We start from the raw sequence: 17,732 nt of genomic DNA on the forward strand, positions 1-17,732 counted from the left end.
CTATTATAACAAATATTCAAATTCAAAATCATTTACTCTTACAATATCACCGTCTTGTATTCCCATCTTTTTCAATTCATCAAAAACGCCTTTATTTTTAAGTACTTTATGAAAATATCTTAATGAATCAGTATCATTAACATTAACAGCATTTAATAGTCTATCTACAAAAGTACCTTCTACCACATATGCTTCATCATCATCTTTTCTTATTGTATAAGTAAATTTCTTTTCTTCTTCAATATATCTTTCTTCTTCTGATATTTCTAAATCTTTTACAGGGATTGAACTTAAAATTCTTCCACATTCTTTCATAAGTTCATCAACACCTTCACGTGTTGCAGCTGATATTTTAAATACATTATCATATCCCATTTCATTTAATTTCTTTTTAAAATTATTAAATACTTCTTCATCATAAAGCATATCACATTTATTTGCTGCAATTATTTGAGGTCTATCCCATAGCTTTACACTATATTTTTTTAACTCTTCATTTATTTTCATAAAATCTTCTATTGGATCTCTACCCTCAATACCAGACACATCTACCACATGAATTAACAATCTAGTTCTTTCTATATGTCTTAAAAATTCTAAACCTAATCCTACTCCCTTTGCTGCACCTTCAATAATACCTGGTATATCTGCAATTACAAAACCTGAAAGTCCTTTCATATCTACTACTCCTAAATTAGGTTTAAGTGTAGTAAAATGGTAATTTGCTATTTTAGGCTTAGCTTTTGAAACCATAGATAGCAATGTAGATTTTCCTACATTAGGAAATCCAACAAGACCTACATCTGCTAAAAGTTTTAATTCTAATAATATAAATCTTTCTTCCCCTGGCATTCCAGGTTCAGCAAATCTTGGTGCCTGTCTTGTAGGTGTTGCAAACTTAGCATTTCCTTTTCCACCTCTTCCACCTTTTGCAACAATAAATTTATCATCTGGGTGGGATAAATCTGCCATTATTTTATTAGTTTCAAAATCTCTAACAATAGTTCCAAGAGGAACTTTTATGTATAAATCTTTTCCATCCTTACCATATGATTTTGAACCTGAGCCATTTTCACCCAAAGGAGCTGCATACTTTCTCTTATAAGTAAAATCTAAAAGCGTAGTTGATTGGGAATCTGCCACTAATATGACATTTCCTCCTTTTCCTCCATCTCCTCCATCAGGACCACCTAATGCTACATATTTTTCCCTTCTAAAGGCAATGGCTCCATCTCCACCTCTTCCAGATTTAACAAAAATTTTCGCTGTATCTATAAACATTTCTTTCACCCTACCTCAATCAATTTTAATTTTTACTAAATATAATTCTATATGCTAAATTATCATCATAGTAACACTTATAAAATAAAAGTTTATCAATATCACTGCTTATCTTTTCCCATTGTTCCATCCAATTTAATTCATCTACCATATCTTCATTATTAGATATAAACATATTTTTTCCTAATTCATCTTCGTATAGATATATATAAACAAATTTACATTTGTTATTTTCTAATTCATTAAATATATTATTTGCTAAATCACATTTTTTATCAAAATACTCTTTAAAAATTGATTCTTTTAATTCATTTATCTCTATATCCAAACTTACTTCTACTTCTTTACTCCATAATTTTTTTAAATTTTTTTCTAAACATAACCCTAAAAAATTATCCCCTAAACTATATATACTACTTATAATTTCATTTTTTTTACTTATTGATTTTATATATTCTTTAGCTTTATCTGAATTTTGAGTTTGCAAATACCCATAAATAATTTGAATGTCATTCATGAAATCATGTCTCTGTTTTCTCAAACATTTAACACTATAATTCGTATCTTCCATTTCAATCCCCCATATGTGCATTTTAAAAAAGCACCCATAAAGGGTGCCTTAAATTATTCAGCAATTTCTACTTCTACAGGATAAACATTTGCTCTTTTTTTACTTTTTCCGAATCTTTCATATTTTACGATTCCATCTTCTTTTGCATAAAGAGTGTCATCGCCGCCTCTTCCAACATTTAATCCTGGATGAATTTTAGTTCCTCTTTGTCTTACCAAAATATTTCCTGCTAAAACAAATTGTCCATCAGCACATTTAGTTCCAAGTCTTTTAGCTTCACTATCTCTACCATTCTTAGAACTACCTACCCCTTTTTTATGTGCAAATAATTGAAGGTTCATTACTAACATATCTACACCTCCTCTACGTTTACGCTTATATAATCACCGTAACTCAGTTCCATACTTTTCAAACCTAGCAACATAGTTTTCAATAAAACTTGACATTTGTGTATTTCACTACAGCTGTTTTGTTCAATGGATAAACTTAAAAATCCATCTTTTATAGAATAATCAACATCTATCTTCAAAACCTCTAATATACCAATAAGAGTTGTTTGTGATAGTACAGAAATACCACTACAAACAATATCCCTATTATATTCATCAAAACCCGAATGTCCATTAATATTAAATGAAACTATTTTGCCCTGTTTCTTTTTAAATAATACATTAGTCATAACTAAGCTTCAATTGATTCTATTTGTAACTTTGTAAATGGTTGTCTATGACCTTGTTTCTTTCTGTAGTGCTTTTTAGCTTTATACTTAAATACTGTAACTTTTCTAGCTTTTCCTTGTTGTAAAACTTTAGCTACAACCTTAGCACCTTCTACTACAGGTCTTCCAACGACTAATTCTCCATCTTTATTAACTATAAGAACGTCATTTAATTCAACAGTTGAATCAACTTCTGCATTTAATTTTTCAACACATATAACGTCTCCTTCTGAAACTTTATATTGTTTTCCACCACTTGCTAATACTGCGTACATACAAACACCTCCTCAATCCAGTCTCGCCATTCAAGGCACGCATACGCGATTTATCACCTTGTCTGCGCGGTCTACAAAAGCCATTTTATCACATAAATTTTAATTTGTAAAGCACAATTTACCCATATATTTTATAAGACTCCATATTTTTTAACTGATTAGCAAATAAAAGAGGTTCTACTTTAAAATGCTCATTATCATCCATATATTTAATATATACTTTCTCATCTAATGCTTGTATCTTTGTAACAAATCCTACTATATCATCTAAAATATCTTTCTTATATATTTTCCCGATTTCTATGTACACATTATCGATATTATACTCATTTTTAATTTTTAATACTTCGTTTCGTATTAAAAATTTCAAATAAGATAATTTTATTCTTTTACCATTTCCGCTGCACATCTTACATCTTTCTTCTAGATAACTATATATATCTTTACCTATTCTTTGTCTTGATATCTGAACCAAATTTAATTGTGTAAATGGATATACAATAGTTTTTCTTTTGTCATTACAAAATCCCTTTTCTAAAATATCTAAAACTTTCTTTTTATTTTGCAAGTCAGTCATATCTATAAAATCTATAATAATTATTCCACTCAAATTTTTCAATTTGACTTGTCGTATAATTTCATAAGCAGCTTCCATATTGGTATTAAGGGCTGTTTTCTTAATAGATCTATGTTTTGTATTTTTTCCTGAATTCACATCAATAACATACATTGCCTCTGTTTTATCTATAACTATGTATCCACCACATTTTAATGGGATTCTATTGTTTCTAAGTTGTATAATTTCTTTCTCTATTTCATAAAAATGAAATAGACTTTGTTCTTCTTCATATAAAACAACATTAGTACTTATATCTTCTTTATCAATAATAAAATCTTTAATATATGAATAGTCTTTATTATTATTTACAATTATTTCTTTTATATCATCATTTACAACATCTCTTAATATTTTTCCAACTATACCACCGTTATCATATATAAGTTTAGATTTTAATGAATAAGTACCTTCTTTAATAACCTTATTATAAAGTTTATATAATTGTCCTATTTCATCATTGATTTTATTAATATCTACATTTAAAGCTCTAGTTCGTAATATAACTCCCGTATTCTCTGGTTTCCTTATACTACTTAATATGTCTTTTTTATATTGTTCATTTTCAATTTTTCTTGAAAAACTTACCCGTGTATCTAATGCATTTATAACCGAATATCTTCCCGCTACGCTTATTGCATTTGTAACTTTAGGCCCTTTATCTCCAATACTTTCTTTCACTATTTCTACTATTACATCGTCACCTTTTTTTACATTTATGTTGTTAAATTTATCATCCAAATACATATAACAATTTTTATCATACCCAATATCTATAAATGCACATTTTATAGCTGGAACAATATTCTTTACTATTCCTTTATATATCTGTCCTCTATGTGGTTCGCTAAATTCTTCTTCAATAAATAACTCTAATAATTGTTCTTTTTCCCTAACAGCTATTCTTATAATTCCTTGTTCTCTTTCCACAAAGATTTTCTTCATTTCGTCATATCAACCCCTTAAAAGTGAAACCAATACATTAATTTCTTAACTAAAATACTCTAATAGACTAACTAATTTTTTATTTTTATATGTATATAACTCTTCTCTTTCTATTTTAACAAATCTCTCCATATGCGCATTGCTAGTATTATTTTTTATAAAATCTGCAAGTAATTGAGCTGATAAATTTCCCTTACTACCACAAAGAACTAATGTTTTTATACCTAAATATTCTCTTTCTATATTAAAATCTATTTTTTTTATCATAGATTTTATATCAACTTCTTTTTTACCTTTTTTGGTTTTCTTAACCATATTCCACTCTTTTTGTTTCAACAACTCATCAAGTTCTTCATTTAAACCTGTTGTATCTTTGTATGGTATCTTTATACTATACGACGCTGATTCTATCAATGCCATTGAAGGTGGTATTTTTTTATCATCTTTAGGTACAACCTTTTTAACATCTAAAATCTTTATTCCATTTGGAGCACTATCATTCAATTTATTTTTTATATCTTTCTCATCCATTTCTTCTAGAAGGTACACATCAAAATATTCTCCATAAGAATATACACCAACAGATAAAGGTTGAGCAATAGATAAAGTCATATGCGGGTTAAACCCTTTTGAATATTCTACTTTCAGTTCTGCTCTTCTTATAGTTCTTTGAATAGTTCTCATTAAATCTAGATGTGAAATAAATTTTATTTCATTTTCTTTAGTATACTTAACTAAATATCGCACCTTCAAAACACTTCCCTTCTTTTAACATTTTGTTCGTATTTACACCACAACCCTTACATCCTAATCTACAATCTGGTGTAACGACTTCATTTTTAGCTTTTTCACTTTCCCTAATTAAAAATTCTTTAGATACTCCTACATCTATAAAATCCCATGGAAGTATTTCATCATAACTTCTTTGTCTATATGCATAAAACTCTCCATCTACATTACATTCTTCAAGTGCTTCTTTCCATATATCAAAATCAAAATGTTCATTCCAACCATCAAATCTAGCACCCTTTTCAAACGCTTTAATTAATACATCACAAAGTTTTCTATCTCCTCTTGCAAAAATCGCTTCCATAAAGCTAACTGGAGATTCATGCCAATTATATGTGATTCTCTTACTTTTTATTGAATCTCTTATAAGACCTATTTTTTCCTTTACATTTTCCATTCTATCTTGTGGTACCCACTGGAATGGAGTAAATGGTTTTGGTACAAAAATTGAAGTACTTGTTGTAACCTTTAATCCTTTTTGTCTTTGTTCCTTTGGAACTTTATAATATTCTTCTACAACTTTTTGTGAAAGCTCTGCAATACCTTCAACATCTTCCAATGTTTCATATGGTAGTCCAATCATAAAATAAAGTTTTAATGTTTTCCAACCAGCTTTAAAAGCACTACTAACAGAATCTATAAGATTTTGTTCCGTTACTCCTTTGTTTATCACATCTCTCATTCTTTGAGTTCCTGCTTCTGGAGCAAAAGTAAGTCCTGTTTTTCTTACTTTTTGTATTTCCTTTATTAAATCTACGGCAAAAGAATCTATTCTTATAGAAGGCAAAGATACTCCTACCTTTTTATCTTTGTATTTCTCAATTAAACTAAATATTAAATTTTTTATATCTGAATAATCACAAATACTTAAAGATGTAAGCGATATTTCTTCATATCCTGTATTTTTAACAAGTTCCTCTGCAAGTTCTATAAGCTTATCTGTTGTTTTTTCTCTAACAGGTCTATATATCATTCCTGCTTGACAGAATCTACATCCTCTAGTACATCCTCTAAAGGTTTCAAGCATAATTCTATCATGAACTATTTCAGTATAAGGTACTATAAGATTTGTTGGATATTGTACATCTTTGAAATTAGTTATAATTCTTTTTGTTATTTTACTAGGTAATTCATCACTAATAGGTTTAAATTCCTTAATTGTTCCATCTTCATTATATTGTACATCGTAAAACTTAGGAACATAAGTACCTTCTATCTTAGCAGCTTCTTTTAGAAATTCATCTTTACTTTTACCTTGTTCTTTCATTTTTTTATATAAATCTAATAGATCATTTAAATGTTCTTCTCCCTCTCCTAGAGAAAAAATATCCGCTATATCATAAAGAGGCTCTGGATTATAAGCACATGGTCCTCCACATATTACTATTGGATCATTTTCTTTTCTTTTTGAAGCTCTAATTTCTATTCCAGACATATTCAGCATATTCAATATATTTGTATAACTCATCTCATATTGAAGAGTAAATGCTATAAAATTAAATTCCTTTAAAGAATCCTTAGTTTCTAATGTATACAAAGGTATATTATTTTCTCTCATAAGTTCTTCCATATCCGGCCATGGAGCAAAAGCTCTTTCACAAAATGTATCTTCTCTTTTATTAAGAGTATAATATAATATTTTCATTCCAAGATGTGACATACCTACTTCATATACATCAGGAAAACAAAATGCAAATCGTATATCAACTTGATTTTTATCTTTATTAAAAGAGTTAAATTCGCCACCTATATATCTTGCAGGCTTTTGTACTTTAAATAAAATGTCATCCAAATTTTTAATCATTAAATACTCCTCCTCATGAGTTAATCACATCTTCCTATTTTATCACATAGTAAATAAATTTAAAACTTTTAAGACAAATAAATATTTTGTTTATTTATATATTCTTCAAGAGTTATATTGCCGTATTCCTTTAATGCCTCAATTACTTCATTCTCACACATTACCTGTAATATTTCCATTTCTTCATTAAGTATATAAAAAGTATTATATCTATTGCTATCAATTATATTCATTAATGAAAGTAAATCTTTTTTATAATATATAGAAATACTTTTATTTTCCATATATCCTCTTTTTAAAAATTTATACTTCTTTTTAATAATATCCCCCATAATAAAATACGCTATCCTTTCTTTATCCTTTATACAATAAGAAACAATAAAAATTCCTATAAAACCGACACTTAAGTTATTTAAATTCACCTTATTACAATAAAAAATAACTAGATAAATCAATGAAAATATACTTCCTACTACAATGCTAATGTTTATAACTATTTTATTAGATTTACCATAAATATTTTTCATACACAATAAATCTCTTAATATTCTTCCACCATCTAAAGGAAGTGCAGGAATTAAATTAAATATACCTAAGACTAAATTAGTTAAAAATATAAGATAGATTATTTCATTATTTATATAATATTTTCCTAACACATAAAAAATAGCTGCACAAATTAAATTAAATAAGGGACCTGATATAGAAATAATTAAATCTTCTGTGGATGTAGCTTCATCTAGGTTTTTCAATTTAAGTGCTGTTCCTACAGGTAATACTTCTATATCAAATCCCGAAAATCCTAAAAATCTAGCAGTTAAATAATGAACCATTTCATGCAAAAAAGCTATAAAAAAAGAAACTATAAGTTCTCCTTTAAAACCTATAATTATTAATAATAAAAAGTATAAAACAAAATATTTATTGAGCTTAATCATTAACTCCCCCATCAAAACAGATTACAAAAATTTATTTGATTTTAAAAAAATCTTTTGGATTTTTACTTTCTCCCATATAAATTATCTCAAAATGCAAATGTGGTCCTGTACTTTTTCCTGTATTGCCACTCTTCCCAATAATGTTTCCTTTTTTAACTTTCTGATCTTCTTTTACGTTTATTTCATTTAAATGGGCATATTTAGTTTCTATACCTAACCCATGATCAATAATTATGTATTTTCCTAATTCTTTGTCTTCTTTACATACCTTCACAATACCATCAGCACTAACTTTAATTGGAGTCTTTTCTGCTACTGATATATCAATCCCTTTATGAAACTTTTTTTTACCTGAAATAGGATCTTTCCTTTCTCCAAAACCAGAAGTTATTTTACCTGTGCAGGGCATTACAAATTCTTTCTTTATAGTGTCTTTTGTAGTGTCTTCTCCTTTTATTTTACTTATTACCTTATCAATAAATTCTTGCGCTTGAGTTTGTATCTCTGTAAACTTTATTCCTTTAACTTTTGCTACTATTTGTTTATAATCATAATTTTTATTCACTATCTCTTTAGAATAATTGTACACTGCCTCAGTTTTAGGAGTAACAACTAGCTTACACGTAAGTACAAAAAGTGAAAGTATTAATACTCCTGTTAATTCTGTTATAATTCTTTTTGTAAAATAATTCATATTGTTTTTTTTTGTGTGCGTAACTCTACCACTTGTACCTTTCCCTCTATTTGCCATTGAATTATAATAGTTTTGATATTGATAATTATAATTACCCATAATCTTCCTCCAAATTATCACTTACTTTTTATATATATTATTTTTCTCTTTTTTATATGACAATTGTAAACTTAACTTTTATATATAAAAAAGAGTTTTTCGAATTAATACATTCGAAAAACTCTAATTAAAGCTTAAAAGCCTCTTTATTTTCTATAATACTAAACTGTTTGTATATTTTTTAATTTCATATTATGACTTTTTAATGCCTTTACAAAAAACTCTGCAGCACCTAAATTAGTAGCTAATGCAACATGATGTACATCGCAAATCCTAAGAAGTGCTGAAACATCTGGTTCATGTGGTTGTGCTGTAAGAGGGTCTCTTAAAAATATTACAAAATCAATTTCCCCTTGAGCTATTTTGGCCCCTATTTGCTGATCTCCTCCTAAAGGTCCTGAAAGAAACCTATGTACCTTTAGTCCTACAATTTCATTGATTAATCTTCCTGTAGTTCCTGTAGCAAACAATTCATGTCCTTCAAAAAGATTTTCATATCTTTTTACAAAATCAATCATGTCATCCTTCTTGTTGTCATGAGCAATAAAAGCTATCCTCATAAAAATTCCCCCTAAAAATTAATTTTTTTCCTCCTCATACCAACATTTAAAGCTAATCCTAAAGCTATAAGGCTAGTTAATATAGAACTTCCTCCATAACTCATTAAAGGTAAAGTTATACCTGTAATTGGCATGATTCCTATTGTCATACCTATATTTTGTAATAAAGAAAATAAAAATGTTGAAACAATTCCTATACAAAGCATTGAACCAAATAGATCCTTTGCTGTTCTTGATATTTTTATTAATCTAAAAATTAATATAGAATACAAAATTAAAAGTACTATAGATCCAACAAGTCCCCATTCTTCTCCTACAACTGCAAAAATAAAATCTGTATGTGCCTCAGGAACAAAACTTAAAGAAGTTTGAGTACCCTGTGTAAATCCCTTACCAAATATCCCACCAGATCCTATTCCTATAAGAGACTGTGTAAGCTGCAAATTAGCACCTAACTGATCTGCCTCAGGATTTAAAAAAGAAGTTAACCTTTGTTGTTGATATGGCTTAATCAATCCTGAATTCCATGTTATAGCAATCAATAATGTTAAACTAATCAATCCACCAATTATAGTTTTTATATCTAAACCACTTACGAAAAATATTCCAAGTACTATGAAAAAACATACCATTGTCATTCCCATATCTGGTTGAATAACTATCAAAACCATAGGAATACCGGCATATATTAGTAATGTTAACAAATTTTTAGGTTCATTAATCTTACCATCCATATCATCTATTTTTTTAGCCAGCATAAGCATCATTCCTATCTTTGCAAACTCAGAAGGTTGAATGGATACACCTCCTATTTTTATCCATGATCTTGCCCCTTTAGATATTTTTCCTAAAACAAAATCATTTAATAAAAGTAGCACTACGCAAGACCAATAAATAAGTGGAGTATAATTCTTTATAAGATGATAATCAATAGTTAAAATTAAGTACACAACTACCAATCCAACTACAAGCCATATTAATTGACGCTTACAAAGGTTTATTCCCTTAGTAGCACTATATATATTTAATGCTCCAAATACCACTATTAATATAGCAAGTAAAATCACAATAATATCTAATTCTCTTAAAAGTTTTTTATTTATCTTAAGCTTATCTAACATCTTAAAAATCCCTCCAAAATTAAACAGATACGCCCTTATTATTATATCAGTATACGAAAAAAAAAGCTATGTGCAATATATTAAAAATCGCACATAACCTTATAATTTTACAAAATGTTAATTTAATGCATTTAATACTTTCGTCTCATTTTTTTTATTGGAATACTAGCAATAAGTGCTGGCTTAGGTCCACTGGCATCTTCAGTTTTTGCAAACTTTACATCTAACCCTTCACTATCTATTTCTGCGTAATTAGATATTACTTTCAATAATGCTTCTTTTATATCTTCTAAAAAGTCTTTTGAAAAATCTGTTCTGTCATGAACCAATATCAATTTTAATCTCTCTTTTGCAACTTGTTTAGATGAGGGTTTATTTGAAAATATTTTTAATAAATCCATCTACCTACTCTCCCTTTACTTTATATTAAAAATTCTCTTTAATGAAGCAAAAAATCCACCTTTAGGTACTTCCATTGGCACAAAAGCAACTTCTTCTCCAGTAATTCTTCTTGCAATATCTTTAAAAGCTTGTCCAGCAAAAGCTTTCTCATCTAATACAATTGGTTCACCTTTATTAGTAGATATAGTAATATTTCTATCATCTGGCACAACACCGATGAGTTTTATAGCTAAACTATCTAAAATATCATCTATATCCAACATTTCTCCATTTTTTGTCATTTCGTAGTTTATTCTATTTATCACAAGTTGGTGATTTTCAAGACCTTTAGCATCTAATTTTCCAATAACTCTATCTGAATCTCTTACAGAAGTTACTTCTGGATTAACTACTATAAGAGCTCTATCAGCTCCAATTATTGAATTTTCAAATCCTTGTTCAATTCCTGCTGGGCAATCAATTATAACATAATCAAACTCTTCCTTTAGTTTATTTACTAATTCCAGCATATCTTTTGCACTTACATCACTCTTATCCTTTGTTTGAGCTGTTGGAAGTAAAAATAAATCAGTAAATCTTTTATCTCTTATTAACGCTTGTTTTAATCTACATCTTTCTTCTATTACATCTATTAGAGTAAAAACTATTCTATTTTCTAATCCCATGAGCACATCTAAATTTCTAAGACCTGTATCTCCGTCAATTAAAACTACCTTTTTATTCATAGATGCTAATGCAGTTCCAATGTTTGCAGTGGTTGTTGTTTTTCCTACTCCACCTTTTCCTGACGTTATAACAATCGCTTCTCCCATTTTTTTCCCTCCATTATATAAATTTATTTGGTAAATACGGTTCTACTATTATACTGTTTCCTTTTATTTTAGCTACTTCAGGATATGTAGGTCTCATACCATCATCTGGTGATCTAGTCATAACATTTGCAATTTGTAATATTTGTGGCTGCATCTTAAAAGCTGCAATTATAGCATTTGTATTTCCTGTTATTCCTGCATGAACATACCCTTTTAAGGTACCTAATATAATAATATTACCTGCTGCATATATTTCAGCTCCTGGATTAACATCTCCTACAATAACTACATTACCTGAATAATCTATAACTTGTCCACTTCTTACTGATCTCCGAAGAAATTTGGTGCGACCTTCATATATGCCTCTAAAAATTTTATCTTTCTTTTCATCTACATCTTCAAAAATGCAATCTCGTATTAAAAATTCATCAAATAGTACATTTTTTAATATCCTTAATTCTTTATCATTTATATATCGAAGTTGAGTAGTTACTTTTAATGTAGCACCTTTATAAAATTTTTTTCCTCTAGACAATTTTTTAACTAATGCTTCTAACATTTCTTCGAAGTTCTTGAACACATGCATATTTATAACTACATTCAATCCTTCTCTATTTCCTTTGAGTACTATTCTATCTGTAACCATATTCTTTTTAGACCTCCGTAAGCCAACATAGATAACTATTTCAACATAATTTTATAAAAATCCTTCTCTATTTTAAAATATTTTTTAATAAAATTTACATAATTCTTCAACTTCCCAATATATTATAACATAAAATTATACCTCATGTTAAAACATGAGGTATATATATACATATTATTATTCTGTTTTTGATTCATCTTTCTCTTTCTTATCTAAAGAACTATTTTCTTCATTGTTACTTTTATTCTGTTCTTCTTCACCATTTTGTATTACATTCTTAGTTTTGTCTAATGGATAATTATATTTTGGTGTATATGATGGAAATTCTTCCTTTAATCTCTTTTTAAAATACGCTTCATACATAGCTCTAGCTACAGGTGCTACATATCCACCATGACCGCCATCAAATATTACTACACAAACAGCTATTTCTGGTTTATCATATGGAGCATATCCTACATAAACTCCATAAGAAGTTCTTCCTATTTCTTTTTGCTTTTGTGAAAAAGTAGATGAACCTGTTTTACCTGATGTTTCAATTGGGAATCCCCTAAAAGCTTTAGCTGCTGTTCCACCCTCGCCTGATGCAACGGCCAACATACCTTTTTGTACAGCTTCTATAGTGGAAGATTTTAATTTTGTATCTTCAAGCACTCTAGTTTTTTTCTCTTCAACTACATTTTCTCCATCATCATAAGCTTGTTTAAATAAATGAAGTTCATTTCTATATCCCCCATTAGCAATAGTAGCTGCATAATTTGCAAGTTGAATAGGGGTAAATTGATGATCACCTTGCCCTATAGCTGCATTTATCATATTTCCTGGTGTATAAATTTGCATATTTGCATCATATATACAGTAATTTATAACTGCTTGTGCTCCTTTTTCAAAGTCACTATCCTTATATTCTTTTTGCTTATCTTTAGGATATGTTTCTACTAATTTTTTTAATTTATTTTCCAATTCATTTGTATACCTAACTATAGCACTAGCTTTTGTTTTTGGATTTGTTTCTACAGCTTCTTTAATAATAGTTTTTATTTCACTTTTTATTTTTTTTACTTCCTCACTATCAGAATCATTTGTAACAATGTTAATAGCTTTAAATTTTATTCCTCTACCCTTTTCAATTCCTTCTTTTAATATATTCCTAGCATTATAGTAAGCTGACATTGAATTTATTTCTTTCGAATTTTTTAAATTATACACATGTCCTTGGTTTTCTGGAATTTCTATCCCTGATTTGACGCCTAAGCCAAATTTTTTACCATATTTTTGAAATGCATCATATGAAGCACTATTAACTGCAGATGGAGTATTATATTTTTGATATAATAAATCTCCAACAGTGTAAAAATAGTAGTTACAAGATTCTTTTAATGCTCTAATTACATCAATAACACCATGTCCTCCACGCTTCCAGCAGTGCCATTTTTCTCCTTTGTTACCATATTTAAGATAAACACCTGTATCATTCACTGTAGTACTTGGTGTTACAACTCCTTCTTCTAAACCTGCAATAGCCGTTAAAGGTTTAAAAGTAGAACCTGGCGGCATTAAAGATCGTGTTGCATAATTAAAAAATGGTTTAGGTACAATATCATACATATCCATTCTAATATTAGTATTATTTTCAATATAAGGATCTAATGGAAACATCTGATTTATTTTTTTCTCTATTCCACTTTCACCTGAAGCTAATCCCATTTTTCCTATATATTGCTTACCGAATTTTTCTAAGTCAGGATTGAAATATTTTTTACTTGCTTCATCATCTAATTTACCTGGTATAGTAAATATATTTGGATCGAAACCAGGTCTACTAGCCAAAGCTAATATTTCCCCAGTTTTTATATCCACTGCCACTGCTGCTCCTCTAGTTGCATTTGCTGTATATATACTTGAATCACTAGGATCTGGCCTAGGATTTTTTCTTAAATGTTCCATTGTATCATCTAATGCTTTTTCAGCTGCATTTTGCACATTACTATCAATTGTTAATTTAATATTTTGACCAGGATAAGGACTTTTCTTAAATAATTCTTCCACTATTCTACCATATTTATTTACCCTTACCGTTCTTTGTCCTTTAGATCCTTTTAGTCTACTTTCATAAACCTGTTCTATTCCATCCGTTCCAACATAATCTGTACTTACATCATAGCCTTTTTCTTCATATTTTTCTTGATTCATTGAATTTATTTTTGAAATATATCCAATTACTGAAGATGCTAATTCACCATAAGGATAATACCTTATAGGTTCTGTTCCCACATTAATACCTGGAAGTTCGCTTAACCTTTCATAAAACTCAAAGGCAGTTTTTCTTTTTATATTTTTAGCTATAACTACAGGTTTATATCCTGAAAAACTTTGCATTTTTATAGCATCTTTGATTACCATATACCTTCTTTTTTCTTCTAAAGAAAAATTTTTATCATCCAATCCATACTGTTTTGATAACATTTTAAAAGTTTCTTCTGGAGATATCTTTAAAAGGTCATCTTCTATTTTCTTTATTTTTTCCTTGTCTTCTTTTTTATCTAATTTTTTATATTCTTTTTTATAATATTTCTTAGATAAAACATCATTTAATCCTCTATCTTTTTTAAATCTAAGCTCCATCCACTTTTTATCAGAGTCTTTAACAGCTTTAAAATCAAACGCATATGGATTAACTTTGAGTGGAAAATCATCTTCCTGTTTTTCTTTATTCTCATCTAATATTTTAAACATAACTTTCATTGTATCAAAAAATACTTTTTTACTTTCTTTTGTTTCCATATAAGTCAAATTAAAACTTTGTTTACTCGTAGCTAATACTACACCATTCCTATCTACTATATCTCCTCTTGGAGCATCTTGTGTGATATTTCTTATAGAATTTTTATCAGCTCTTAAACTATACTGATCTGCCTTTATTACTTGTATATATACTAATTTTCTAATAATCAAAGCCATAACAATGCACACACATACATACATAGCTGTATATCTCGTATATTTTTTCTTTTTATTGTTTTTTGACATATTTATCAATCGCTCCTTATTTAAAACTTCCAATCTTTTTTCATAAACTTTTTAGTGCAAAGTTTATATACATAAGAATAAATAAATATACTCACAATCATATTATACAAAGCTATGAATAAAATAGTATTAAGGTTTATATATATCTTGCTAATATATAAAACACCATAAATAAAACATCCTTTTAAAATACTTAAAAAGAAAACTGAAATTATAGGAATAATTTTCTTATCTTTGAAAATACCTTTTCCTATTTTAGCAGCTAATAAACAAAGCAACATATTAATTAAAGTATTTACACCAAACCCATGATAAAAATATATGTCTTGAAGTAAACCCGAAAATATTCCTACCCATAAAGCTTCATTATCATCTTGAATTATTGAATAGGAAATAACAAATACAAATAATAAACTTGGATAGTACCCTTTTACTGATAAAAAAGTTACTAAACTATTATCTAAAATTGATAACAAAACTGACATAGAAACTATAGTTAAAATCCTTTTCATTATATATCACACCTTATTAATTTATATCTCTTGAAACTTTAGGAATTACAATAAACACTTCTTCTATTCTATCAAAATCTACATAGGGTTCAATTACAGCACTTTTCATCATTTTCCCTTTGTCTTCCTCTACACTTATTACTTTTCCTATTTTTATTCCTTTTGGATATATTCCTGGTTGAATTTCCTTTGAAGTAACATTTACAAGACCTGTTAAAACTTCATCTCCCACTTTTATATCAGAATTTAAAGGTAAATACGAAAGTCTAGCAAGTACCTTATTATTTTTATCTCTATAACCTTTAATAATCCCTGAATTTTGTTTAGTTCTAGCTATATATCCACCTACAGCAATATTTTCACTTTCAATTGTTTGCACTACTGCCCAATTACTTCCTACTGAAGTTACCTTACCAATAAGGCCTTTAGAATTTATCACTGCCATTTTTTTATCAATTCCATCTTTTTTACCTCTATTTATAATATATCCTTCTAAATAACCATTGCTACTTTTACCACTTATATTACAACCTACATATTTATATTCAGAGTTTTGGTCCTTATAATTTAAGACATCTCTTAACCTTTTATTTTCATCTTCTAATGATTCATATCGTGTTAATTTATCTTTTAATTCTTGGTTATCTTTTATTAATTTTTCATTTTGATTCTTAACTTCTGAAAAATGCGCCAAAATTTTTATAGAATTCTTCGCTTCTGAACACACATTGTAAATAACTCCTTGAACAGAGCTCAAAACATTGCCAACACCATTTTCTATCACAGTAATTTTGTCTCTTTTTATGCTATATCCTATTACTCCTAAAAGTGCAACTGACAGTACAATAATTGCCACTGTCAGTCTCTTCTTGAAGAACTTCATTTTTACCTTTTCTCTTTCTCTCTCATTTTATCAATACTGGCTAGAGACATTCCAGCTCCTATAGCTACACAATCTAACGGAGATTCTGCAATATGTACTGGCATGTGTGTTTCATGATTAATTAACGCATCTAATCCTCTAAGCATTGCTCCTCCACCTGTAAGCATTATTCCTTTATCCATAATATCCGCTGCCAATTCTGGTGGTGTTTTTTCAAGTGTTGTTTTAATAGCATCTACTATAGCATAAACAGGTTCTGATAATGCTTCTCTAACTTCATCTTCTTTAATTTCAACTACTTTAGGAAGACCACTTATCAAATCCCTTCCCCTTATTTCCATAGTCAATTTTTCTTCAGAAACATCAAAAGCAGATCCAATTTCCATCTTAACATTTTCAGATGTTCTCTCACCTATCATCAAATTATATTCTTTTTTAATATAACTTATTATAGCCTGATCCAATTCATCACCAGCAACTCTTAAAGACATACTTGTAACTATTCCACCTAAAGAAATTATAGCTACTTCAGTAGTACCACCACCAATATCTACTACCATACTTCCTGTTGGTTCATGTACGGGTAATCCTGAGCCAATTGCTGCTGCCATTGGTTCTTCTAACAATTGAACCTCTCTTGCTCCTGCACGTTTTGTAGCTTCCTCAATAGCTCTTCTTTCAACTTCTGTAACCCCTGATGGAAAACACACAACTATTCTAGGTGTTGAAAAAGCGCTTTTAGGACAAACTTTATTTATAAAATTTCTAAGCATTTCTTCAGTAACATCAAAATCAGCTATAACTCCATCTTTCATTGGCCTTATAGCTACAATATTCCCCGGAGTTCTACCAATCATCTGTTTAGCTTCTTCACCAACTGCTAAAACTCTATTATTAACATTATTAATTGCTACAACTGAAGGTTCTCTAAGTACAATTCCTTTTCCCTTCATGTAAACTAATGTATTTGCTGTTCCTAAGTCTATTCCCATATCTTTAGATATTCCAAAAAATCCCATTTGTTTTCTCCTTTCGT

19 protein-coding genes are annotated in these 17,732 nt (G+C 28.6%); all 19 read right to left on the bottom strand.

Features of this window, described 5'->3' with window-relative positions:
- Positions 1-3 precede the first annotated feature (3 nt).
- Positions 4-1,281, bottom strand: a complete 1,278-nt coding sequence (gene obgE / locus ACFIJ5_RS12255) for a GTPase ObgE (RefSeq protein WP_379809608.1) — start codon at positions 1,279-1,281, stop codon at positions 4-6.
- 25 nt (positions 1,282-1,306) lie between these two features.
- Complete coding sequence (locus ACFIJ5_RS12260) at positions 1,307-1,852, bottom strand: Spo0B domain-containing protein (RefSeq protein WP_379807410.1); 546 nt, start codon at positions 1,850-1,852, stop codon at positions 1,307-1,309.
- A 53-nt stretch (positions 1,853-1,905) separates the two neighbouring features.
- The gene (gene rpmA / locus ACFIJ5_RS12265; RefSeq protein ID WP_379807412.1) at positions 1,906-2,202 is read right to left on the bottom strand and encodes a 50S ribosomal protein L27; all 297 of its coding nucleotides are present in this window, start codon (positions 2,200-2,202) and stop codon (positions 1,906-1,908) included.
- A 2-nt stretch (positions 2,203-2,204) separates the two neighbouring features.
- Complete coding sequence (locus tag ACFIJ5_RS12270; RefSeq protein WP_379807414.1) at positions 2,205-2,531, bottom strand: ribosomal-processing cysteine protease Prp; 327 nt, start codon at positions 2,529-2,531, stop codon at positions 2,205-2,207.
- Between the two features lie 2 nt (positions 2,532-2,533).
- Positions 2,534-2,845 (bottom strand): 50S ribosomal protein L21, encoded by a 312-nt coding sequence (rplU, locus tag ACFIJ5_RS12275; protein ID WP_379807416.1) that lies wholly within the window; start codon positions 2,843-2,845, stop codon positions 2,534-2,536.
- Positions 2,846-2,963: 118 nt separating this feature from the next.
- Positions 2,964-4,406, bottom strand: a complete 1,443-nt coding sequence (locus tag ACFIJ5_RS12280; RefSeq protein ID WP_379807418.1) for an Rne/Rng family ribonuclease — start codon at positions 4,404-4,406, stop codon at positions 2,964-2,966.
- Between the two features lie 45 nt (positions 4,407-4,451).
- Positions 4,452-5,159: a TIGR03936 family radical SAM-associated protein gene (locus tag ACFIJ5_RS12285; protein ID WP_379807420.1), complete on the bottom strand. Its 708-nt coding sequence runs from the start codon at positions 5,157-5,159 to the stop codon at positions 4,452-4,454.
- Positions 5,137-6,999, bottom strand: a complete 1,863-nt coding sequence (locus ACFIJ5_RS12290) for a TIGR03960 family B12-binding radical SAM protein (protein WP_379807422.1) — start codon at positions 6,997-6,999, stop codon at positions 5,137-5,139. The genes ACFIJ5_RS12285 and ACFIJ5_RS12290 overlap by 23 nt, the downstream gene beginning before the upstream one ends.
- 68 nt (positions 7,000-7,067) lie before the next feature.
- Positions 7,068-7,937 (bottom strand): M50 family metallopeptidase, encoded by an 870-nt coding sequence (locus ACFIJ5_RS12295; protein WP_379807424.1) that lies wholly within the window; start codon positions 7,935-7,937, stop codon positions 7,068-7,070.
- A 31-nt stretch (positions 7,938-7,968) separates the two neighbouring features.
- The gene (locus tag ACFIJ5_RS12300) at positions 7,969-8,730 is read right to left on the bottom strand and encodes a M23 family metallopeptidase (RefSeq protein WP_379807426.1); all 762 of its coding nucleotides are present in this window, start codon (positions 8,728-8,730) and stop codon (positions 7,969-7,971) included.
- A gap of 161 nt (positions 8,731-8,891) precedes the next feature.
- A complete protein-coding gene (locus ACFIJ5_RS12305) occupies positions 8,892-9,290 on the bottom strand; it encodes a methylglyoxal synthase (RefSeq protein ID WP_379807428.1) in 399 nt (132 codons plus the stop codon).
- Positions 9,291-9,301: 11 nt separating this feature from the next.
- Positions 9,302-10,411, bottom strand: coding sequence for a rod shape-determining protein RodA (rodA, locus tag ACFIJ5_RS12310; protein WP_379807430.1), 1,110 nt, complete (start codon positions 10,409-10,411; stop codon positions 9,302-9,304).
- 131 nt (positions 10,412-10,542) lie between these two features.
- Positions 10,543-10,812, bottom strand: coding sequence for a cell division topological specificity factor MinE (minE, locus tag ACFIJ5_RS12315; protein ID WP_379807432.1), 270 nt, complete (start codon positions 10,810-10,812; stop codon positions 10,543-10,545).
- Positions 10,813-10,827: 15 nt separating this feature from the next.
- Positions 10,828-11,625 carry a septum site-determining protein MinD gene (gene minD, locus ACFIJ5_RS12320; RefSeq protein ID WP_379807434.1) on the bottom strand — a complete coding sequence of 266 codons (798 nt, stop codon included), beginning with the start codon at positions 11,623-11,625 and terminating at the stop codon, positions 10,828-10,830.
- A 13-nt stretch (positions 11,626-11,638) separates the two neighbouring features.
- Positions 11,639-12,271 carry a septum site-determining protein MinC gene (gene minC / locus ACFIJ5_RS12325; RefSeq protein ID WP_379807436.1) on the bottom strand — a complete coding sequence of 211 codons (633 nt, stop codon included), beginning with the start codon at positions 12,269-12,271 and terminating at the stop codon, positions 11,639-11,641.
- A gap of 177 nt (positions 12,272-12,448) precedes the next feature.
- Positions 12,449-15,301 (bottom strand): penicillin-binding transpeptidase domain-containing protein, encoded by a 2,853-nt coding sequence (locus ACFIJ5_RS12330; RefSeq protein ID WP_379807438.1) that lies wholly within the window; start codon positions 15,299-15,301, stop codon positions 12,449-12,451.
- A gap of 20 nt (positions 15,302-15,321) precedes the next feature.
- Positions 15,322-15,813: a rod shape-determining protein MreD gene (mreD, locus tag ACFIJ5_RS12335; RefSeq protein ID WP_379807440.1), complete on the bottom strand. Its 492-nt coding sequence runs from the start codon at positions 15,811-15,813 to the stop codon at positions 15,322-15,324.
- A 16-nt stretch (positions 15,814-15,829) separates the two neighbouring features.
- Positions 15,830-16,696 (bottom strand): rod shape-determining protein MreC, encoded by an 867-nt coding sequence (gene mreC / locus ACFIJ5_RS12340; protein WP_379807442.1) that lies wholly within the window; start codon positions 16,694-16,696, stop codon positions 15,830-15,832.
- A gap of 2 nt (positions 16,697-16,698) precedes the next feature.
- Entirely contained in the window at positions 16,699-17,715 is a 1,017-nt protein-coding gene (locus ACFIJ5_RS12345; protein ID WP_379807444.1) for a rod shape-determining protein, read from the bottom strand.
- Positions 17,716-17,732 lie beyond the last annotated feature (17 nt).

The organism is Haloimpatiens myeolchijeotgali (genome assembly GCF_042688525.2).
GTDB lineage: Bacteria > Bacillota > Clostridia > Clostridiales > Clostridiaceae > Haloimpatiens.